Raw genomic sequence first — 23,150 nt, forward strand, 5'->3', positions numbered from 1 at the left:
TATAATTTTACAGTTTGCTTTTTAGCGCATTGTATTCTTTTGTCATATTCAACGTTCTGTAAATACCCAGAAGTGATTTTGCTGCACCTTCATTTTTGGGTTCAATCGCCAATGCTTTTTGAAGATACGGAATCGCACTTTTTACCACTTCATCTTTCTGTGCTTCTAATTTATCATACTGCTTCATTTCACTGGCACTAGTCCCTAATGAAGACATCTGGTCCTGAATTTCTTTTCTGAACTGCACTTTCACATAAGCAAGATTAATGTAACAGGTCATACAATTTTGATTGATTTTCAATCCTTCTTCATAGTATTTTTCAGCATTGCGAAAATCATTTCTCTCTAAATACGAATAGGCCAAAGAAACCAGAATCTCTTCTTTTCTTGAAGGCGGATTTACATTTCTTGGCTTTTCATAAAAACCTTCATTGATACTTGACTCTCTGGCACTCATCGAAACAAAAACTTCTTCTTGTTTTGTTTTTTTATTTGTGGCATAAAAAAGCATTCCTTTTCCGGAATAATTAACCTTTTTAAGCTCTTCAAAGTATTTAATGGCAGCCGTATAATCTTTACCGGCTAAGGAAGAAGAAGCTGCATTGAACAGGTTCAAAGTATCTTTTTTATCAAACAAATACACTTCGTAACTCTTATCAGCACTTTCTTTGAATTTCTCTGCTTTATAGTCATTGTATGCGCCGTCAACCAATTTGGATTTCATTTCTTTTAAAGCCAAATTCGCTTTAAAGGCATACTTATAATTACGCGACTCATTCTCATACAACAATACGTCCTGATATGCCGCCAATGCCTGGGTAAAATTACTTGCAGCATCTATATTTTTGGCAGCCAGATCCTTATAAATATTTCCTTTGGTAAAAAAATATTCGGTCTTTACCTCGTCCGGAGCATTTAACATGAGATAGTCTATTTTTTTTAAAACGGCTAAAGCTTCCTGGTTTTTTCCTTTAGCATAATAAGACTGCGCTGATTTTAATTCTTCTTTTTGAGCAAATGCTCCAATACTTACCATTAGTAACAACGATAACATCTTAAGATTCTTTTTCATTTTTGGTTTGGTTTAGTTGTTTAATAGATTTTAGGGTAATCTCATGAGCTACACGATGGCAAACATTCAAAAGGAAACAGCAAAATTGCTATTGAATCCCTTTGAGCATCAAGCGATAACTCACCATTCTTACTATTTTTTACAAAATACTAAGAGGAACAACAAACAAAACAAAGTGTGGGTAGTTTTTCTTCATAAATTATCCGGTTTTGGTTAGACATTTTAAAGCGGCATTCCTGAATGAGCTTTTCTATATATTGAAAGGTTTTTAATACACAAATCGTTAACATAGAGCAAATTCATTACACAAAAGTTCACTTTTTAACTAAAATAAAGCTAAATATAAAATAAATAAATGAAATTCAAACAAAATATAGAAATTTAACAAATTGTGCTCCAAAAATTCAAAGACAACTTACTCCATACCACGAAGAAGCTTACGAAAATTTCAGGGTCTTAAAAACGCTAATCCGCTCACACCCTTAAACAAAAAAAACTCACTACCCGCATTTTCATGCAAATAGTGAGCTTTTAACCAGAACGACCATCTGGTTTTTCTTTCGAAATAAACATCCGACAAATGGAGTGGGCTGTTTAATTAGCTATAATTTCAAAACTTTTATCTTCAATTTTCACAACAGTTAATGCTTGTGAATAATTCAATAAAAAAGAAATGACTTCTTTTTTAGGTTTTAAATCTTTAGAAGCTAATGCCTTTTTAGAGTAAATTTTCGCCATACCGTCAAAACGTTTTTATTATAGTATAACGAAGCAATACCTGAATTAGTATTAGTTGGTTAAAATAATTTGATGTTTATCAATTATTTTTCTCAAATTCATCAAAGCATAACGCATTCTTCCCAATGCCGTATTGATACTGACATCTGTAAGTTCAGAAATTTCTTTAAAACTCATGTCCTGATACATACGCATCACCAGTACTTCTTTTTGATCCTCAGGCAGCTCTTCGATTATTCTTTTTAAGTCAACTTCAACCTGATCAAAAATCAATTTATTTTCGATGGTTAAAGAATCATCCGACATGACTGAAAATATAGAAAACTCTTCAGTTTCCCGGTACATCGGCATTTTTTTGGTTTTACGAAAGTGATCCACAATCAGATTGTGAGAAATACGCATTACCCAAGGCAGGAATTTACCTTCTTCGTTATAGGAATTACTTTTTAAGGTTTTGATCACCTTAATAAAAGTGTCTTGAAAAATATCATTTGAAATATCTCTATCCGCAATCTTTGAATATATAAATCCATATATCTTAGACTCGTGCCTTTTAATTAATGTCGCAAGAGCATTTTCGTTGCCCTCGACATAATTTTTTACCAATAGAGCGTCAGGAATATGCACATCAGCCATAATACTACTTTTTTAGTTTCTATTTAAAATTTGGAGTAATTTTATAAAAAGTAGTTTTTTTGTATAGGCGTGGCTTTTGGGTTATGTAGTTATGTTAATATTTTGACCAAATTTAACAAATTAATATTTTAAAAAGCAAACAAAAGGAAGAATAATTAACAATAAATCGTTAATTTTTGCAGTACACACTTTTTTTTTGCTTCATCCCTGATAAAAACGATCCAAAATCGTTGCCATTTTAACACATAAAATAAGATACAAACCGCTAAAAAACAACTCCTTAACTCCTATCCTAGCTGCTGTTTTAATTTTACAAAGAAAACTTCCTTCTCTATTTTTTTTACCCGTTGCATTTGTATTCTTTTCACGTAGAGCTAACACTTTTTCAATCCCAGCTCTTTTGCTCTCACCTTCTTTTTGTCAATCTCAATTCTGTTAGAATTTGGAACAATCTGATTAACAAAACTCAGATCAAAATTGATTACTTTTGTAGAAATTGACTTTTTTTATGCAAATTGATCTTTCGACACTCGACCCAAAACATAATATTATCATTAAAGGAGCGCAGGTACATAATTTAAAAAATGTAGATGTTGCAATACCCCGAAATAAACTTGTTGTTATTACTGGTCTTTCAGGATCTGGTAAATCAAGTTTGGCATTTGATACCTTGTATGCCGAAGGACAGCGCCGTTATGTAGAAAGTTTATCTTCCTATGCACGTCAGTTTTTGGGACGTTTGGACAAACCGAAAGTAGAATACATTAAAGGTATTGCTCCTGCTATTGCGATTGAGCAAAAGGTAAATACAACCAATGCCCGTTCTACAGTTGGAACTTCTACTGAAATATACGATTATATCAAACTTTTGTTTGCCCGAATTGGTCGTACCTATTCGCCAGTTTCCGGGCAGGAAGTGAAAAAAAATACGGTTACCGATGTCATTACCGATGTGAAAGCTTTGGAACTTGACAGCAAATGGCTGCTTCTTGCTCCTATTCATCTCGAGGAAGGCAGACAATTGGAAGACAAATTAAAAGTACTGCTGCAACAAGGGTTTGCCCGTATTTTAGTCAACAATGAAATGGTACGTCTGGACGATTTTTCACCGGCAGATCTTCATCAATTAGACAATAAGGATATACTGCTGATTATTGACCGTATCGTGGTTAAAGATGAAGAAGAATTCTACAACCGTCTGGCTGATGCTGTACAGACCGCTTTTTTTGAAGGAAAAGGCATTTGTTATTTACAGGAATTAAACTCCGATAAAAGATTCTCCTATTCTAATAATTTTGAATTGGATGGCATTACCTTTTTAGAGCCCAACGTTCATTTATTCAGTTTCAATAATCCGTATGGAGCCTGCCCTGTTTGTGAAGGTTACGGAAACATTATCGGCATCGATTCCGATTTGGTCGTCCCAAATACTTCCTTATCAGTTTTCGAAAGTGCTATTTATCCCTGGAGAGGTGAAAGCATGAGCTGGTACAAAGACGAACTGGTAAAACATGCGTACAAATTTGATTTCCCGATTCACAAACCCTATTTCGAACTCTCAGAAGAACAAAAAGAGGTATTATGGAAAGGTAACCAGTATTTTCAAGGTCTGAATGATTTTTTCAAAGAACTTGAAGAGAAAAATTATAAAATTCAAAATCGTGTCATGTTGTCCCGTTACCGCGGAAAAACAAAATGTCACGTTTGCCGTGGAAAACGTTTACGCGAAGAGGCTTCTTATGTAAAAATCAACGGGAAAACGGTTTCAGATTTAGTCGATCTGCCTATTAAACATTTGGTTACTTTTTTCAAAAACATTGATTTAAATGTTTACGAACAGCAGATCGCGAAACGATTAATGGTTGAAATCAACAATCGTTTGTCCTTTTTGACCGAAGTGGGCTTGGATTACCTGACTTTGAATCGAAACTCGGCAACACTTTCGGGAGGAGAATCACAACGTATCAATCTGGCCACTTCGCTAGGGAGCAGCCTTGTTGGATCGATGTACATCCTCGATGAACCCAGTATTGGTTTGCACCCTAAAGATTCCGAAAGATTGATTAAAGTTTTACTGTCATTACGTGATTTAGGCAATACGGTAATCGTAGTGGAACACGACGAAGACATCATGAAAGCTGCCGATATGATTATTGATATTGGTCCCGAAGCAGGAACTTTTGGTGGAAACTTAGTCGCCCAGGGCACGTATAAAGAGATCTTGCAATCGGATTCGCTTACTGCCAAATACCTGAACGGCGATTTAGAAATTTCGGTTCCAAAAAGAAGACGAAAATTCAAAAACCATATTGATATTGTCGGAGCAAGAGAGAATAACTTAAAAAATATCAATGTTACTTTTCCTTTAGACGTTTTAACGGTTGTTACCGGAGTTTCAGGAAGTGGAAAAAGTACACTGATTAAAAAGATACTCTTTCCGGCCATGCAAAAAAAGCTGGACAGTGCTGCTGAAAAAGCGGGTCAGTTTAGCGAACTAAAAGGTTCTTTTTCGCAAATCAAACATATCGAATACGTCGATCAAAATCCAATTGGAAGAAGTTCCAGATCCAATCCGGTAACGTACATCAAAGCGTACGATGATATTCGTGATTTGTATGCAAAAGAAAAACTATCCAAAATAAGAGGGTATCAGGCCAAACACTTTTCTTTTAACGTAGACGGTGGCCGATGCGAAACCTGTAAAGGAGAAGGCTCTATAAATGTCGAGATGGTCTTTATGGCCGATGTTTCGTTACCCTGCGAAACTTGTGGCGGTAAACGTTTCAAAAAAGAAATTCTAGAAATCAATTTCGACGAGAAAAACATCAACGATATTCTAACCATGACTATTGATGATGCCATTGCATTTTTTGACAAAAACAAACAAACCAAAATCACACAAAAATTACAGCCTTTACAGGACGTAGGTTTGGGTTATGTGCAATTGGGGCAATCCTCTTCTACGCTTTCGGGTGGTGAAGCACAGCGTATTAAACTTGCTTCCTTTTTGGTAAAAGGGGTTACAAAAGACAAGGCTTTATTTGTTTTTGACGAACCTACAACCGGTCTGCATTTTCATGACATCAAAAAATTAATGGCTTCTTTTGATGCCCTAATCGAAAAAGGGCATTCCATTATTGTAATCGAACACAATCTCGACCTTATAAAATGTGCCGACTGGATTATCGATCTGGGGCCCGAAGGTGGTGAAAATGGTGGACATTTACTAGCCGTAGGAACTCCCGAAGACATTGTAAAAGTAAAAGAATCCGTTACCGGGATATACCTGAAAGACAAGTTATAACTCTGGTGAAATTTCAATAAAAAAAATCCAAATCCCAATACGGCTACTTGTATTGGGATTTGGATTTTTTTTATTTCGTTTTAAGTTACTATGCCACTAAACATTTTTCTTCAAAAGGAAAACCATCCTCATCGATGGCAACCAGTACTTTTTTCTGCTTAGAGGCTTCTATTGTCAGATAAAGCCATGCAAATGACCACAATCCCAGAGTCAGGCAAAAGATCATAAAATTTAAACTATGATTTACCACTTTTCCACCTTTGGTAAGAACAGCAAAAAGCAATTCATCATTTCGTTCTTCCAGTGTAAATCCATTATGAATTTTGTTTGATATCATATTAGAAAATACTTGCAAACTTTGTTCTTGGCTGAGTCGACCGTTCTTCATAATAATCCGTTAAAAATTAATCCAAATTCTACTACAATTACTCCACAAATTATAAATTCTCAAAAAAGCATTCTAATTTATTAAACACCGCAAAGTACACTTTTATTGTCATCAGTCCGATATCATTAACTTATAACGCAAAGTGTTGTCATATTCTTAGCTAAAGTTAAATTTTATAAAATTAACCACAAAATGAAAAACTGTTAAAATTTTAAGACTACTCACAGAGTATCAATCTCTTACCTCGAACTCTCCATATTCTCTATTTTTCGTTCTTAACTTTAAAAGAGGGCGTTTCATAATCCTTCTTCAGGTAACTCTCCGGAATTGTTGTGGTATTCCCGTCTCGGAGTGCGTTGTAATGCGGAGACATGATTTCGATTCCGGCAGCGTTAAAGGTGTCCTGAATGTTTTGATGCAGGGAGGAGTAAATAAGAGGTTGTTTCGTAGGCATTTTGGTATAGACATTAATCTGGTACGAAACATAAAAATCGTCCAGACTGGTTTGCAGGACAAAAGGAGCCGGCGTCTGCTCTGTCATATCTGTTTTTAAAGCCGCTTCGATCAGTGCTTTGTAAATGTCTTTCCACGGAACATCATAACCAATTGTAACGGTTGTATGAATTAACAATCCGTTATTTACCTCTTTGGTATTGGCCGAAAAGTTGGTAGAAGTACTCGACAAAACGGTCGCATTAGGAATCGTAATATCCTCAAATTTAGGTGTTCTGACACGGGTGACCAAAGCTGTTTTCTCAATCACTTCCCCACTCACATCACCAATCTTAATAAAATCTCCAATTTTAAACGGACGCATATAGGTAATCACTAATCCTGCAACCATATTGGCAATGGCATTGGAGGATCCCAAAGAAAATAAAATCCCCACAAAAACCGAAACCCCTTTGAATATAGGAGAATCCGAACCCGGTAAATACGGAAATATGACAACCAGCATAAAAGCCAGCATTAAAAAACGAATGATATTAAAAGTCGGCATTGCCCAGTCACTATAGAAACCATCAATTTTAATATTCTCTTTTTTAATTTCATCAAAAAAGAATTTGATCACTCTTATCGCATATTTAAAAATGATTAGAATAACAACAATGGTAACTAAACTTGGCAGGAAGCCAACAAAGCCCATAACCGCAAGTTTTGCCGGCGAAAGAATCCAACGCAACAAGGTCGTCGTATAAGCTTCTGTAGCGGGGAAAATACTAAACAATAAGGGCAACGAAAGGTATACGATTAAAATCAGCGTAATGGCTTTAATAACACCATACAATCGCATCAGCAAAAACTGTTGCTTTTGAGGCGAAAGAATACTGATACTATTGTACTTGAAACCTTTAAAATACCGGTCGCTATTTTTTAGAATGTACAGTTTTACTCTGTTGAAGATTTTGCCGACAAAGTACAACACAAAACCAATAATCAAAACCAGCAGTGCCGTATATCCAAGCCTTTTTGGAAGCATCGAATAATTGTCGTTCTGATACACAATAGCTCTTTTTATCAGATTTAAATTTCGCTTTGCGATAAAATCTGCTGTTTGATTTTCAGCTTTTCCATCCACATCTAAAACAGACATGATTACAAAATCATTATTGTAGAAGATATCCTGAGAAATATCTGAAGGCACAAGGGCAATAGAATCTGCTACAAAAAAAGAATCTTCGTACAGCTTCTTTATTTTCTCTGTAATGGCATTTGCCCTGCTTTCGGGCGAAAAAGAACCTACTTTATTGTACACATAAAAAAGTGTGTCTTTAAAAGGTTTTACAGGATAACCTTTCGGTTTTACTTCCTTAACGGCTATTTTGGGGGTTTGAGAACTGTCTTTCTGAGCAAAAGCCAGTGAAGAAAACAAAGTAATAAAAACTGTTAAAAAACAAAGTATTTTATTTTTCATATACTGTCAGCAATAAGTTGGTTAACCTTTCTAACAAATATAAAAACAAAACAGCTTCAATTGTAAATTACTTTTGCTTTCTCTGTAAAAATCACATTACATTTTTATTCCTATCTTTTTCAAAATAGTATCGATTACTTTATTGATCTCAGGAGAGATCGCAAACTTATAATTTAAATAAACATATAAAATGGTTACTAAAATTGATTTCAATGCAATACTAATCAATTGATAAAAAGGAAACTCCCAAAAGTAAAACAATAAAAATAATGCAAATGTAATTAACATCGAATATATTGTCTGGATAGTAAAAGGATACAAATGAAGCCTTTTAACCACAAAAAGCAGTTTTGCCAGACTATATAAAGTAATCGATAATAAAGTCGCAAAAGCAGATCCGAAGATTCCAAAAATTGGAATAAAGATCATGTTTAAAATTACGGTCAACGCAACCAGCATTAATCCTAAATACAATACCATACGGTAATATTTAGTATTAAAAATAATCGCATTATTGTTTCCTAAAATTAAATCAAAGTATTTAGACAAGCCTATCATAAATACAACTGCAATTCCACCACTGTATTCTTTTGGAACCAACTCGTATAACTGACCGATATTTACAAATATGCAAAGCATTACAAAACCACCCACAATCTGCAGGTTTATCGACGTTTTTTTGTAAAGCTGATTCAACTCATCATGTTTGTTATCATGCATTAATTTTGCCGTAATGGGGTATACAATCTGATGCATGGCACGGCTTGGAACCGAAATAACCAAAGCAATATAGGTAGCAACAGAATAGAAAGCAATGTTTTCAATCTGCATATATTGATTTAAGATCATTTTATCGCCATCCAAAAGCAAATTGGCAACACTTCCGGATAAGATAATATAAAAAGTATATACCAATATATCTTTTGTATTTGCTGGTATTGTAAACTGAAAAGTTGGTTTCTGAATACTAAATGCATACAGCATGGTTATCAGGAATGCTAAAAAATATAAAATTGCTGTCGCATACACAAAACCTTCCACGCTAAGCCAATTGTAATAAACACCTATTAATAGAAATAATGAAAACAATCGTAAGCCCACTTCCTTTACAAAGTTTCCAAAAACAGAATGCATGTTTACCCGCAACCAGGCATAAAAAATTTCAAAATAGGCCATACACAATCCGATAAAAGGTATTAACCAAATATAACTTCTTACAATTGCATTCTTTTTTGACAAAAAGAACAGAATCTCATCATAAAAAACAAGACCTATCAGTAAAAGTGGAATTATTAATAGCAGAGGAAACAAAACCGTAAAGGATAGAAAACGGGATTTTTCTTCCTCCGTTTGGTATTGCGAATAAAATTTAACCAAGGTATTTTGCATTCCAATCGCAAATAAAGGCATAATCACATTGGCACAAGAAGTCACATAATTAGTTAAGCCATAATAAGTTGCACCCAAAAAAACAGGATACAAATAAAGTGTATTAATGGCTCCAATACCGAAACCTATGTAAGTGATAATTGTATTTTTAAAAGACTGATTTAAAACAATACCCATTGTAAATTTTTGATTGCAGATTTTAGATTGCGGATTGTTTATCGAAATTTAGCCCCAAATTCACAACCACCAACACATAATTTATAACTTATTAACCAGCTCCGCTAACTGTTTTGTTAGATTTTTTCTGGAATATTGTTGCAAACCAACACCGTTAGCCTGTAACTTACCCTCCAGAAACTGATTATAAAAGTCCAAAAGTACACTTTTTAACTTCGCTTTTTCAGAATAGTCAAAAAATACTCCTGTATTCGTTTCTTTTATAATATCGGCAAAATCGGAACCCTGAGGCCCTATGGCTACTATTGGGCGGTTAGACACCATATATTCGAATAATTTACCCGGAATTATACTTTTAGTGTCTTCCGAATTAATCTCGATTAAAAGCAAAACCTGTGATTTCTTTTGATGAGCAATTGCCTCATGATGCGAAACATATCCCAAAAGATTCAGATAAGCATTCAAATTAAACTCCCCAATAGCATCTAATACTTCCTGACTAACTGCTCCGATCAGTTTAATTTCTAAATGTGTTTTAAAATCCGGAATTTCCTGAAGCAATTCTACCAGACATTCCCATAAAAATCGAGGGTTTCTATCGGATAGAAAAGATCCAATGTGTGCCAAAGTAAACTTGACATCCAAAGTCTGTTTCTCCACATTTTCGATATCATAACCGTTTGTAATCACCGAAATTGGCTTATTGGTGATGGCTTCAAACTCTGTTTTCGTAGTTTTACTGGTAACAATAATGTTATCAGCACTATTCAGCACTTTATGCTCGAGATTTTTATGTTTTTTAGCGGCATAATCAGACAAGCGCAATGCCTTGTGGTATCCAATTGTAGTCCAGGGGTCGCGGAAATCAGCAAACCATTTTACATTTAGTTTTTCTTTCAATTCCAAACCTATTAAATGCAAACTGTGCGGTGGCCCCGAAGTGACAATGGTATCTATATTATTTTCTTTGATGTATTTTTCGAGATAAGCCACAGAAGGTTTTACCCAGAAAACACGGGCATCCGGAATAAATAAATTCCCTCTTACCCAAAGAAAGGTTTTATCTAAGAAGGTTTGTTTTTTCTTGTGCGGAAAGATTCCGGAACTAATTTTCTTGGTTTTATTCTTCGAAAAAACAGAAGCCAGTTGATAAGGCTCCCATATTTTATTTTTAAGAACTATTACTTTATCCGAAATCTGACTTACCAATCCTTCATCTACAATTGGATAAGTTGGATTTTCAGGAACATAAACAATTGGCTGAACACCAAATTCCGGTAAGTACTTTACAAATTTTAACCAACGCTGTACACCAGGGCCTCCAGCCGGTGGAAAATAATAAGTAATGATTAAGAGTTTTTTTTGTTCCATTAATTTTTTTTCGGTTTCACAGAGTTTCACCAAGTTTTCACCAAGTCTCACAAAGATCTTTTAATTATTTTAGCGTATCTCCGTTATTAAAGTAAGATTATCTTAAAACAAATTCCTATATGCCTTAAATAAAATATAAAGCAAAAGAAAACAATTTAAGACTTGCCAAAAACTTAAAAAAATCCAGACTACTTTAAATTTAGTTTCCATACTTGATAAACTAAAGTATTCACCTTGACTTTCCTCATAAAAGTCATCATATCCCATCATAAAAATACCGCAGAAAACAAATACCGCTAAATCTAATAAAATGAAAACAATAACTTTAGTAGTTTTCGAAAACATTCTTAAATGAGGTACTGATTACTTTGACTTCTTTCTTTCGAAATAAATTCCTGCAATTAAAAGCAGTAAGATTCCAATTGAACTTGCCAATGCAATTCTGCTTCCTGTTTTTACAACCTCAGGTTCAAATTTAAATTCGATTGTATGTTGACCACCCGGAATTTCCATGGCTCTCAAAACATAATCAACCGGAAAGTGATTGGTCAATTGGCCATCAATATAGGCATTCCACCCATTTTTGTAATAGATCTCAGAAAAAACAGCCAAACCGTCTTTTCCGTTATTCGATTTATACTTGATATAATTAGGTTTGTACTGCACTACCTGAATGGTTCCTGTGGTATCCCATTGCTTTTTCATTCGGGCATTTTCAAATTTACTTTCATGTTCGTGAACATTGAAAACTGCCACCGTTTTAGTATCAATATGATCCAGGGCTTTCATTACATCATCCGGCTTGTTTACTAATTTTACAGTACTTACAAACCACGCATTTCCGTTTGCGTTTGGATTTATTGTCGGGAATTCTTTTCCTTCTTTATCCGTTTGAATGATATATTTTACATTTAACATGTCTAAAACTTCGACATTGTTTTTGGCAATCTGATAGTCAAATAACTGCTGTATTCTTCTTGGTTTTGCAGCATGATATCCTCCCAACGAATGGTGGAAGTAAGAAGCACGTGCACTAGACATGTTACCGTTTACTTCAAAAACCCTATAATGTGTCGTATCTTTTAAAATCTGAGCATCAGATGGTGTTTCCTGAAATGGCGCTGCAATTTGTACCGGACTCACAAAATCTTTAGCCGAAACATATTTTTTATCCACAAAAAACAAGTCAAAAATCATTAAAAGACCAACGATAATCAAAGTTGTATTTTGAGCTAATTTATTCTTGATGAACAACCACAAGATTCCAAAAGTAACTACTATAAAAAAGCCTGATCTCAATAAATCGGCAGAATACAAACTCTTTCTGTCTTCTTTCAAAGCATCTACAAAAGCAGGTCCGTAACTTTCTAAGAAATAATTATCACTGCTTCCTGTAAAATGAAACATGCTTTTAGCGAAAACTAAAATCACAATAACGCCTAATCCAAAAACTCCCGTTTGTACCAGTGCTTTTTGTTGCAATTTAGGCTCTTCTTTGGCTTTAAAAAACGATTGTAATCCCATAACAGCCAAAACAGGGAAACACAACTCAAGAATAACCTGAATAGATGACACTGCTCTAAACTTATCATACATTGGAACGTAATCGATAAAAAAGTCTGTCAAAAACGAAAAGTTTTTCCCCCAGGAAAGTACTAATGAAAATAATGCACCGGTAAGAAATACGTATTTTATTTTTCGATCATCAATAAACAGCGCTAAAACGGCCAAAAAGAAAACCACAACTCCAATATAGGCAGGTGCCGCAACAATAGGCTGATCTCCCCAATACGTTGGCATTCCGGACACAAAATCCTGTGCTTGTTCAGAAGGTACTCCCTGCTCTATCATAAACGAATACATACGGCTGTCTGTCCCTACATTTTCATGATTAGAACCACCAAAAAGTCTTGGCGCGATTAGGTTGAAACTCTCTGCAATTCCGTAACTGTACTCCGTAATATATTCACGGCTCAAAGCATTTTCATTAGTCTTTTTAGAACCGTCAGGATTAAAGGTCAATTCGCTGTTACTACGGGTACTAAACTTAGCATATTCGCTGGTTGCCAACAAATTAGTGGCATTGGCACCAATAGCAAAAATTCCGGCCACAGCCAAAACCCCCATTGCGGTTAAAAGCGGTTTAAATTCTTTTTCTTTAATGAAAGTAAACGCAAAATAAGCAGAAAGGATCAATAAGAAGATCAATAAATAATAAGTCATTTGAAAGTGGTTGGCATTAACTTCTAATGCAACCGCAAACATGGTGAGCAAACCTCCCCATATGTACTTTTTCTGAAAAACCATTATAAATCCGGCAATAACAAGCGGCATATAAGCAATAGCATGCGCTTTTGCATTATGTCCAACGCCAAGAATGATAATTAAATAAGTCGAAAAACCAAAGGCAAGCGCCCCGATAAATGCTTTTAAGGGATCTGTTTTTAAAACTAACAGCAAACCGTAAAATCCTAAGAAATACAGAAATAAGTAATCGGCAGGACGAGGCAGAAAACGCAAAGCATCGTCTAATTTCCCTACAAAATCATTTGGATAATTAGCTCCTAACTGATAGGTTGGCATACCTCCAAACGCAGAATTGGTCCAATAAGGTTCAGCATGTTCTGCTGCTCTAAAATCGTTTTGCTCTTTAGCCATTCCGGTATATTGAGCAATATCCGACTGGAAAATTTGTTTTCCTTGTAAAACTGGATAAAAATAAATTAAAGAAATGAGGATAAAGCCCAGGATAACAAGGGCATGCGGATAGAACTTATTTACTATTTTCAATTTAGGCTGGTTTGGGTTAAATGATGAATCCTATAAATCTAGGTCACAAATTTAATCTATTTCTTCGTAATCAACATAGTCGCCAACCTTTTTGGTTTCGCGGGATTTTTTTACATTGGCTGTATCGATAATAATTTCATCATTGTTCGTACGTGTTTTTTGCCATGTATTATCCTGACTATATTGTTGTTGTCTCTGAAAATTCTCCCCAGCTTTTTCCACTGCTTTCTTCACCAATACCGGTAAAAAGATTCGTGCTAAAAATTTAAAAATATAATAAAACGCAATGATCCACATTATCGTTTTAAACAGATTTACAAAAGATGCTTCTTGCATGATCATATAATTTTTTTCCAAAATTAATAAATCCATTGTTTAAAATTAAAATATCAATCTTAAATAAATAATAAAATATAGTACATTTGAAATGCGTTATTACTTTTTAATTCAAAAACACGTGTATGTTAAAAAATAAAAACTTTTTTATTGCAGCTCTTTGTTTATTCCCACAATTATTTTTCGCGCAGTATACTGACGTCATCAACTCAAACCGTCCGGGTGAAACGATGTCTGCTTATGCGGTTGGAAAATCAGTTATACAGGCAGAACTTGGTGTATATGGCATCAAAGAAAAACACAATCTGCTCGATTATGATGCAAGTGGTTTTGGTACCGATCTGACGCTTCGTTACGGGGCTTTTTTAGAGAAACTGGAGTTTATTGTCGATTTGCAATACCAAATGGAGAATTTTGACACTCCCTATACGAGCTACAAGAAAAACAATTTCAGACAAACGGTTTTAGGAGCCAAATATCTGATTTACGATCCCTATAAAAATTATAAGAAAGAAGCCAACATCTACAGTTACAAAGCCAATCACAGCTTTAACTGGCACGAGTTAATCCCTGCCGTTTCTGTTTTTGCAGGAGCTAATTTTGTGGGTGCTGACAATCCTTATTCTTTTTCTCCGCAATCGAGCATTTCTCCAAAAGTGATGTTGATCACTCAAAATCTTTTTGGTGGCGGAAAATGGGTTTTTGTAACCAATATTATTGCCGATTATATTTCAACAGACTACCCGAGCTACGGCTATGTATTGACACTTACACGCGGATTTAATGATAAATGGTCCGGTTTTGTCGAAAATCAGGGTTATAAAAGTGATTTTTACAGCGACGCCATTGTACGTGGCGGAGCAGCTTACCTTATTAATCCGAACCTTCAGGTTGATGCCTCTGTAAGTACCAATTTCAAGAACACACCTTCTATATTTTATGGAGGAGTTGGTGTTTCCTGGCGTTATGACGGAAGTTATAAAGAAAATCAACTGCAGTCTAAACGAGAGGAAAGAGCCAAAAAGAATAAAGACAACAAAATGGAGCAAAGAGAAATAGATTACCAGGCGAAAGAACGAAAACGCAAATCGAAATACGAATAATTCAAATTCGCGTCGTTATTGATACAAAATTATCCTTAGTTTTGTAGTATTCCATTTTCAAGTTTTACCACAGCAAAAGTGCTTAGATCAAATAGTTGACCTAAGCACTTTTGGCATACTACCATCTTTCTAAACTACAAACAAACTCTTCCTCCTATTAGCTTAGGTAAATTATTATATACCGAACTTACCTCGTTTGCCTATTTTTTTAAAACAAAATCTGGACATTATTAAAAAGTAAGAAAAAAAGTATATTTTATAATTTTATTGTAAATAAAATATTATATTTGAAGCAGAATTAATATCTGCACTATGAAAACTTATAAGCCACTCAATTGGGGTAGATTAAAATTCTTATCTACCCTGTTTACATTAGCATTAGCTACTACAAAGCTCACTGGTTTTGGTATCTCGTTGCGAATAATATTTAAATAATCATGACGAAAATAAATTACACTTTACTGGTACTGCTTATTAGCTGTTTGTCTGTAGCGTCGCAAAATACAGGAGTAGAAAAAGACATTTATAACCTACAAACCGGCTTTCTGGGAATATGGTTCAATCATGAACATCGACTACTCAATCAAATAAGTTTACGAAGCGAAATTGGTTTTGATGGTGGTTTTTACGCGTGCTCCGGCTGCAAAACAGAATATGTATTAACTCCCGCAATCACTCTGGAACCAAGATGGTATTACAACATCAATAAACGGAATGCTAAAAATAAAAAATCAAATAATAGCGCTAATTTCGTTACTTTAGGGATTGACTACCATCCTAATTGGTTTGTTATTTCAAATTATGACAATGTCTTTGTTCCCAACCAAGTTGCTATAATCCCTAAATGGGGAATTAGGCGAAATATTGGAAATAGTAATTTCAATTATGAACTAGGCATTGGAATTGGGCGTAGATTCTATCTGGATAAAAATTTTTCAGACACTGCTGCCGACCTTCACCTCCGTATTGGTTACACTTTCAAATGACTTCCCAAACCCATTAATCAGGGCTTTTTTCACACAATTCTTTTTTGTTAAATCAAAGATGGCTATATTCGTTTCTTAAATGACACGATCTAATTTAAAGCAACATTCTTAACAAAGAAAATCTTAATGATTACAATTAAAGAAGCCATAACCAAAAAGGAACTAACCGACTATATCAAATTTCCGTTTTCACTCTACAAAGACAATCCTTATTGGGTTCCGCCTATTATTGCAGATGAACTGGAATCTTTTGACAAAACTAAAAACCCTGCTTTTGAAAACGCCGAAGCCTATTTTTATCTGGCTTATAAAGGCAATGAGATTGTAGGACGCGTTACTGCCATTATCAATTGGTCGGAAGTGAATGACCAGCAGAAAAGAAAAGTTCGTTTTGGATGGTTTGATGCAATCGATGATATTGAAGTTACAAAAGCCCTGCTTGATAAAGTGTATGAATTAGGGAGACAACATAATCTGGAACACGTTGAAGGACCAATGGGGTTTTCGAATTTAGACAAAGTAGGAGTCCTAACGGACGGTTATGATCAGTTGGGAACCATGATTACCTGGTACAACCACCCCTATTATGTCACACATTTTGAACAATTGGGTTTTCAGGTTGAAAAAGAGTACCTCGAAAGCATCTTTCCTTTTTCAAACGTAAAACCTGAATTCTTCCTTAAAGCACAGGAGCTCATCAAAAAAAGATATGGTTTACGCGCACTGACTTTTACCAAAACAAAAGACATTATGCCGCACGTAGACAAAATGTTTGATTTGTTTAATGATTCGTACGCCAAATTGGCTTCGTTTGTAGCGATTTCGGATGTTCAGAAGGAATACTTCAAAAAAAAATACATCAGTTTTATCAACCCGGAGTACATCAAATTTGTGGTTGACAAGGAAGATAATCTAGTTGCCTTTAGTATTGTAATGCCTAGCTTCTCTCAGGCTTTACAAAAAGCAAAAGGAAAACTATTTCCGTTTGGTTTTATTCATTTACTGAGAGCCCGTAAAAAAAGCAAGGATGTCGTTTTTTACCTGATCGGAGTTCATCCGGAGTATCAAAACAAAGGAGTTACTGCTATTATTTTTGACGAATACTATAAAACTTTTTCCGAAAAAGGAATTCAGAACTGCATCAGAACTCCTGAACTAGCGGATAATACAGCCATACATTTACTTTGGAAAAACTTTGACCCAAAAGTGCACTGCCAGAGAAAAACGTATTTAAAATATCTTTAAATAACGTTCCGCTTCTACAAAAGCGAACCGTTTTACCGCAATAAAAAAATCCATTCGCAATAACGAATGGATTTTTTTATTAATGCTAGTAGAACTTACTCTACCTTACAATCTACTTTTGTCAGGACGTTTTTCTGATCAAATTTTAATTGTTTTTTATCTTTAAAAGAAAACTTTCCATTTGCTTCCATTACATCTCCGTAGCCTTCTATAAAAGTTCCGTCCTTTTTCAAAAACGCAACTTCTCTGACAGAGGAAACGCCTTCAGACATGAAGGTATAATCTGCAATTAATGTATCTCCTTTCATATTTCCAATCAAAGTCCCTTCGTTTTTATCTTTCCCTGATAGGTTATAACTCAATTTCCCATTTACTTCCTGATGAGAATTTACATTAAAACTCATCTCGGTAACGCTATTTTGGGTTCTTGAAGCATAACACTGATCTCCCGCCGGTTCAACAACTTCAGCTTCTTTTGGCGGACTTGGTGCAATTTGTACCGGATCGGTATCGGTCGTTTTCTTGCAGGAAATAAAAACAGCGAACATTATCATGGATATTACTATTACTTTTTTCATAACTCTTATTTTACTGATTTTGAATCATAAAAGTACCCCAAATAAAAAAAATCCACTCGTATAACGAATGGATTTTTTTATATAATTCCCATATCAGGAATTTATTTCTTTAAAGTTTACGAAACATCAACTGTAGTACGCTCCGCAATTTCTTTATAAGTTCCGTTAACTAATTTCTCACGAATCGCTTCAAAAGCAGTTAAGGTTTCATCGATATCTGCTAATGTATGAGAAGCTGTTGGAATCATTCTTAACAAAATAATCCCTTTTGGAATTACCGGATATACCACAATAGAAAGGAAAATACCATAATTCTCTCTTAAATCATTCACCATTACCATAGCTTCAGGAATACTTCCTTCCAGGTAAACCGGAGTGATACAGGTATTGGTATCTCCAATATTAAATCCTTTTTCTCTTAAACCGTTTTGCAATGCGTTTACATTCTCCCAAAGTTTATCTTTGATTTCAGATGAATTACGTAACAATTCCAAACGTTTCAATGAACCAATTGTCTGGATCATTGGTAATGCTTTAGCAAACATTTGCGAACGCAAGTTGTATTTTAAGTAATCAATTACGGTTTTATCTGCCGCTACAAAAGCTCCGATATTAGCCATAGATTTTGCAAAAGTCGAGAAGTAAACATCAATATCGTCCTGAACTCCTTGCTCCTCACCTGCTCCGGCTCCTGTTTTACCAAGTGTACCAAAACCGTGTGCATCATCTACTAACAAACGGAAATTGTATTTTTGTTTCATTGCAACAATTTCTTTCAATTTTCCTTGTTGCCCGCGCATTCCAAAAACACCTTCGGTAATAAATAAAATACCTCCACCTGTTTCCTCAGCCATTTTTGTAGCACGTTGCAGGTTTTTCTCCATACTTTCAAGATCATTGTGCTTGTAAGTAAAACGTTTCCCCATGTGCAAACGAACACCATCAATGATACAGGCATGAGAATCAACATCATAAACAATGATGTCGTTTTTAGTAACCAATGCATCTATAATAGAAACCATTCCCTGGTATCCAAAATTCAATAAATAAGCTGATTCTTTCATTACAAAAGCAGCCAATTCTTCTTCTAACTGTTCGTGGTATTTTGTATGTCCTGACATCATACGAGCTCCCATTGGGTAAGCAGCTCCAAACTGAATTGCAGCATCTGTATCTGCCTGACGAACTTCTGGATGATTCGCTAAACCCAGGTAATCATTTAAACTCCAGTTTAGAATATTTTTTCCGTGAAATGTCATTCTTGGTCCCAACTCTCCTTCTAACTTCGGGAAAACATAATAACCTTCTGCCTGAGAAGCCCATTTCCCTAATGGTCCTTTATTGTCCTGAATTCTTTCGAATAAATCTTTTACCATAATATATTGTGTAGTACTATTTTTATTTTATACAGGGTGCAAAAATAAATATTTATTCTGTGCTATCATAATAATTTAAAAATGATTATGACCAAAATTGTTCTTTGACAATTTTTCACCACAAAACTATCAAACACATACTACTTTTCCTAATAAACAAGCCTGTGATTCAAAAATACTGCAATTTATACCAGTTATAAATTCAGCGAAAAAAGCCCAAATCATTTTATTTTTACTAATTTTAAAGAGCATTTTAAAAAATGAATTACAAATTCTAAAACCAAAATAATGGCTTTAAGCACTTCAAAAGATCTAAAACTAGCCGTTCTTATTGATGCCGACAATGTACCTTACAGTAATGTAAAAGGAATGATGGAAGAAATTGCAAAGTTTGGAACACCAACCACTAAACGTATTTATGCTGACTGGACAAAACCAAATTCTAACGGCTGGAAAGCTGTTTTACTCGAACACGCCATCACCCCTATACAGCAATACAGTTATACCGTTGGAAAAAACTCTTCTGATTCTGCTCTTATAATCGATGCGATGGATTTACTTTATTCCGGAAAACTAGACGGTTTTTGCATTGTTTCCAGCGACAGCGATTTTACACGTCTCGCCATACGCCTGCGAGAATCAGGAATGAAAGTAATCGGTATTGGAGAAAAGAAAACGCCAAATTCTTTTATTGTAGCCTGCGACAGATTCATCTACATTGAAGTTCTGGACGGCGCTATTCAGAAGAAGAAACCCAAAGCTACTGCTACAACCGACACTAAAAAACCGGCCGAAAAGCCTGTTGAAAAACCTGCTGCAAAAGCACTTCATAAAATTGACGAACAAACAATCGAGCTTATCGAGGCTACCATCGAAGATATTGAAGACGATGATGGCTGGGCATTTTTAGGAGATGTCGGAAACCTTATTGTAAAGAAAAAACCTGAATTCGATCCCCGAAATTACGGTTTTTCTAAACTTACTCCTATGTTAAAATCATTAACGCATATTCTCGAAATCGACGAAAGAGAATCGGACAAAAAGGGCATTAAACATGTTTATGTACGTCTGCGCTTCAATTAACTACAAATTATTACTTTTTAAATACTGGTAAACATGAGAAAAAAATTCTTCATCTATGGATTCTTATTGTTTCTAATTGTTTTAGCAATTTATCTTTACACGAAACGAGGTTTTTTACTGGTAATTATTTTACCTATATTATTAGTGGTGGGTGTTTACAATGCCACCCAAAAGAAGCATGCCATTTTAAGAAACTTTCCGGTTTTGGGTTATTTCAGGTATTTATTTGAGATGATTGCACCCGAAATCCAACAGTATTTCATTGAGCGCTCAACGGATGGAAAACCATTTTCCAGAAATCAGCGTTCTTTAGTCTACCAAAGAGCCAAAAATATTGACTCAAGTACTCCCTTTGGAACACAACAAAACCTCAATCACGACAGTTACGAAGGAATAAAACATTCTATTTTTCCTGCAAAAGTCAACGAAGAGCTACCTCGTGTTTTAGTAGGTGGCAAAGATTGTAAGCAACCTTATCTGGCCTCTTTATTTAATGTATCGGCAATGAGTTTTGGATCTCTAAGCGAAAATGCCGTTCGTGCCATAAACATTGGTGCTCAAAAAGGAAATTTCTATCAAAATACCGGAGAAGGCGGTTTAACCGAATTTCACCTTGCCGGAGGTGGCGACATTACATGGCAAATTGGTACTGGGTATTTTGGCTGTCGGGATACTGAAGGTAACTTTAGTCCTGAAAAATTTTCAGAAAAAGCCAATCTTCCCAATGTAAAAATGATCGAAATTAAACTTTCACAAGGTGCAAAACCAGGTCATGGCGGAGTACTTCCAGCGAGAAAAAACACAGAGCAAATTGCCAAAATCAGAGGGGTTGAACCTCACACAATGATCCTGTCTCCTCCCGGACACCACGCTTTTTCAGACAGCAAAGGTCTTATTCATTTTATTGCCCAATTGCGTGAGTTATCCAATGGAAAACCTATTGGTTTTAAATTGTGTATCGGAAATACAGCCGAATTTGAAGCCATCTGTCACGAAATGATCGCCGAAAATATTTTCCCTGATTTTATCACAGTAGACGGTGCCGAAGGCGGTACTGGAGCTGCTCCGCTGGAATTTGCCGATGGTGTAGGAATGCCGTTTGAGCCTGCCCTGATATTTGTAAACAAAACATTAATCGGTTTAAACATCCGTGATAAGATTCGCATTATTGGAAGCGGAAAGATCATTTCGGGATACTCTATTTTACATGCGGTGGCTCTGGGTGCTGATATGTGTAACAGCGCGCGTGGCTTTATGTTTTCTTTGGGCTGTATTCAGGCATTGCGTTGTCATAATAACGAATGTCCAACCGGAGTAGCCACTCAAAACAAAATGCTGATGAAAGGTTTGGTTGTCACCGATAAATCTGATCGTGTGTACCATTTTCACAAAAACACATTACACTCTGCCAACGAACTTTTAGCTGCAGCAGGTAAAAAAAGTTTCAGCGAGGTCGACATCAATATTTTCATGCGTGGTGACGAATTTGGCAATTTATCCGACAACTATTTCCCGGACAATTTAACAAATGTAACAAAACATTAAAAATTTACCTATAAAATAAAAACCAATACATAGCTTTTTTATTACATTTGTATAGTTATTGATTTATTTAACCATTAAGATAAATCGCTAATCTTTTAACCTAACTAAACAATTTAATCATGCTATTAACACCCAAAGGATATCGCATAGAAATGCTTGATCACCATCAAAGAGCAAATCTGGCAAATGATCTTATTCATGGATTTAAAAATGTTTCTGAATACATTAATGGTGTTTGCTACGAAACCGTTGCATACGTTCAGTATTTACTAAATCCCACAAAAATTTCACTCCGCGAGATGGAAACCATTACAGGTAAAAATTGGGTGGAGAAATTCACCACACAGCGAGAGTGGACAGGCGAAATAATTCCTGCAGGAACCGCCATTGGCTTTTACCGCATAAACTCAAGCGGTTTCTTCCATTTTGCCTTATCCTCAGGAGGAACGCAAATTCGTGCCGTTAACGGATTAACACTTGGAGCAAGCTGGACCTTTGAAGTCAATCTTCCAGCTGTTCTTGGCCCAAGAAATGAAGACGGTACGTACAACTACGACAATAGCAAAATCAGGGTATATTTAATGTACCTTTAATATTGTACTAAAGCAAAAAAAAGCCCTATCCCTTATTGTTATTATTTTAACAAGTTCGGAAGGGCTTCTTTATTTATAACCTCTTTTGCCAAAACCGTATTATCATCGGCCAGGAAATAAGTATCAAATTTTACTCCTTCTTCTACCAATTCCTGAGGAATCTGATTTTCCTTTATCATTTCTTTCAGTAGTTTTGGAAACGATGCAGCGGCGGCTCCTTTATTAGATTCGTTTTGTTCCAGATTGGTTTCAAACCTTAATTCAATTTTACCATCTTCCATATAACCTCTTGCGGTAGTAAGCGTTATGTTTTCTTTATGAAAATTCTTAGCCGTACTAGTATTATAGGTAATCACATACTCCTGAAGTTTTTGCTTGGTATTTTTACAACTAACCAATGACATCAGTACAACTACAGCAAACAAAGTTGGTATTATTTTTTTCATCACAATCTTTCTTTTTTACAATTCTTTAAATTCTAAAACTGCCTCAAGATACTAATAATCTTCTTATTTTTTAAAACTG

Annotated in this window: 19 protein-coding genes; 7 read left to right on the top strand and 12 right to left on the bottom strand. The window is 35.2% G+C overall.

Translation table 11 applies throughout. The features are described 5' to 3' along the window. Window positions 1-7: 7 nt before the first annotated feature. The 3 genes from ACN1CN_RS03900 to ACN1CN_RS03910 form a co-directional block, all read right to left on the bottom strand. On the bottom strand, window positions 8-1,072 hold the full coding sequence (locus ACN1CN_RS03900) for a hypothetical protein (protein WP_264523420.1): 1,065 nt from the start codon (window positions 1,070-1,072) through the stop codon (window positions 8-10). Between the two features lie 594 nt (window positions 1,073-1,666). Continuing rightward, a complete protein-coding gene (locus ACN1CN_RS03905; protein ID WP_264523419.1) occupies window positions 1,667-1,810 on the bottom strand; it encodes a hypothetical protein in 144 nt (47 codons plus the stop codon). Between the two features lie 51 nt (window positions 1,811-1,861). Continuing rightward, on the bottom strand, window positions 1,862-2,446 hold the full coding sequence (locus ACN1CN_RS03910) for an RNA polymerase sigma factor (RefSeq protein ID WP_264523418.1): 585 nt from the start codon (window positions 2,444-2,446) through the stop codon (window positions 1,862-1,864). A 508-nt stretch (window positions 2,447-2,954) separates the two neighbouring features. Between ACN1CN_RS03910 and uvrA the strand changes: the two genes are divergently transcribed. Continuing rightward, on the top strand, window positions 2,955-5,750 hold the full coding sequence (gene uvrA, locus ACN1CN_RS03915; RefSeq protein WP_419134720.1) for an excinuclease ABC subunit UvrA: 2,796 nt from the start codon (window positions 2,955-2,957) through the stop codon (window positions 5,748-5,750). Between the two features lie 88 nt (window positions 5,751-5,838). Here the strand turns inward: uvrA and ACN1CN_RS03920 are convergent, their stop codons facing one another. The 6 genes from ACN1CN_RS03920 to ACN1CN_RS03945 form a co-directional block, all read right to left on the bottom strand. Further along, entirely contained in the window at window positions 5,839-6,087 is a 249-nt protein-coding gene (locus ACN1CN_RS03920; protein WP_264523416.1) for a hypothetical protein, read from the bottom strand. Between the two features lie 313 nt (window positions 6,088-6,400). Further along, window positions 6,401-8,053, bottom strand: a complete 1,653-nt coding sequence (locus tag ACN1CN_RS03925; protein WP_419134721.1) for a mechanosensitive ion channel family protein — start codon at window positions 8,051-8,053, stop codon at window positions 6,401-6,403. 96 nt (window positions 8,054-8,149) lie between these two features. Continuing rightward, complete coding sequence (locus ACN1CN_RS03930) at window positions 8,150-9,619, bottom strand: lipopolysaccharide biosynthesis protein (RefSeq protein WP_419134722.1); 1,470 nt, start codon at window positions 9,617-9,619, stop codon at window positions 8,150-8,152. A gap of 81 nt (window positions 9,620-9,700) precedes the next feature. Then, complete coding sequence (locus ACN1CN_RS03935) at window positions 9,701-10,990, bottom strand: glycosyltransferase family 4 protein (protein ID WP_419134723.1); 1,290 nt, start codon at window positions 10,988-10,990, stop codon at window positions 9,701-9,703. 363 nt (window positions 10,991-11,353) lie between these two features. Further along, window positions 11,354-13,780 carry a YfhO family protein gene (locus ACN1CN_RS03940; protein ID WP_419134724.1) on the bottom strand — a complete coding sequence of 809 codons (2,427 nt, stop codon included), beginning with the start codon at window positions 13,778-13,780 and terminating at the stop codon, window positions 11,354-11,356. 51 nt (window positions 13,781-13,831) lie between these two features. Then, complete coding sequence (locus ACN1CN_RS03945) at window positions 13,832-14,152, bottom strand: DUF4834 family protein (RefSeq protein ID WP_264523411.1); 321 nt, start codon at window positions 14,150-14,152, stop codon at window positions 13,832-13,834. 89 nt (window positions 14,153-14,241) lie between these two features. On the opposite strand from ACN1CN_RS03945, the gene ACN1CN_RS03950 reads away from it, so the two are divergent. The 3 genes from ACN1CN_RS03950 to ACN1CN_RS03960 all read left to right on the top strand — a co-directional run bounded on the left by ACN1CN_RS03950 (window position 14,242) and on the right by ACN1CN_RS03960 (window position 17,450). Next, the gene (locus ACN1CN_RS03950; RefSeq protein ID WP_419134725.1) at window positions 14,242-15,219 is read left to right on the top strand and encodes a transporter; all 978 of its coding nucleotides are present in this window, start codon (window positions 14,242-14,244) and stop codon (window positions 15,217-15,219) included. A 437-nt stretch (window positions 15,220-15,656) separates the two neighbouring features. Continuing rightward, the gene (locus ACN1CN_RS03955; protein ID WP_419134726.1) at window positions 15,657-16,205 is read left to right on the top strand and encodes a hypothetical protein; all 549 of its coding nucleotides are present in this window, start codon (window positions 15,657-15,659) and stop codon (window positions 16,203-16,205) included. A gap of 126 nt (window positions 16,206-16,331) precedes the next feature. Then, window positions 16,332-17,450 (top strand): GTP cyclohydrolase, encoded by a 1,119-nt coding sequence (locus ACN1CN_RS03960; protein ID WP_419134727.1) that lies wholly within the window; start codon window positions 16,332-16,334, stop codon window positions 17,448-17,450. A 95-nt stretch (window positions 17,451-17,545) separates the two neighbouring features. On the opposite strand, the gene ACN1CN_RS03965 is transcribed toward ACN1CN_RS03960, so the two are convergent. Both ACN1CN_RS03965 and ACN1CN_RS03970 read right to left on the bottom strand, forming a co-directional pair. Further along, window positions 17,546-18,028, bottom strand: a complete 483-nt coding sequence (locus tag ACN1CN_RS03965; protein ID WP_419134728.1) for a hypothetical protein — start codon at window positions 18,026-18,028, stop codon at window positions 17,546-17,548. Between the two features lie 116 nt (window positions 18,029-18,144). Beyond that, window positions 18,145-19,404 (bottom strand): aminotransferase class I/II-fold pyridoxal phosphate-dependent enzyme, encoded by a 1,260-nt coding sequence (locus tag ACN1CN_RS03970; protein WP_264523406.1) that lies wholly within the window; start codon window positions 19,402-19,404, stop codon window positions 18,145-18,147. A 288-nt stretch (window positions 19,405-19,692) separates the two neighbouring features. On the opposite strand from ACN1CN_RS03970, the gene ACN1CN_RS03975 reads away from it, so the two are divergent. The 3 genes from ACN1CN_RS03975 (at window position 19,693) to ACN1CN_RS03985 (ending at window position 22,625) form a co-directional block, all read left to right on the top strand. Beyond that, a complete protein-coding gene (locus tag ACN1CN_RS03975) occupies window positions 19,693-20,487 on the top strand; it encodes an NYN domain-containing protein (RefSeq protein WP_291287594.1) in 795 nt (264 codons plus the stop codon). Window positions 20,488-20,520: 33 nt separating this feature from the next. Next, window positions 20,521-22,032 (top strand): FMN-binding glutamate synthase family protein, encoded by a 1,512-nt coding sequence (locus tag ACN1CN_RS03980; RefSeq protein WP_264523404.1) that lies wholly within the window; start codon window positions 20,521-20,523, stop codon window positions 22,030-22,032. Between the two features lie 119 nt (window positions 22,033-22,151). After that, complete coding sequence (locus ACN1CN_RS03985) at window positions 22,152-22,625, top strand: hypothetical protein (RefSeq protein ID WP_264523403.1); 474 nt, start codon at window positions 22,152-22,154, stop codon at window positions 22,623-22,625. Window positions 22,626-22,666: 41 nt separating this feature from the next. Here ACN1CN_RS03985 and ACN1CN_RS03990 read toward each other — a convergent pair whose 3' ends face one another. Then, window positions 22,667-23,071, bottom strand: coding sequence for a hypothetical protein (locus ACN1CN_RS03990; RefSeq protein ID WP_264523402.1), 405 nt, complete (start codon window positions 23,069-23,071; stop codon window positions 22,667-22,669). Between the last annotated feature and the right edge of the window lie 79 nt (window positions 23,072-23,150).

The sequence above is a fragment of the Flavobacterium sp. T12S277 genome (assembly GCF_048514875.1).
GTDB lineage: Bacteria > Bacteroidota > Bacteroidia > Flavobacteriales > Flavobacteriaceae > Flavobacterium.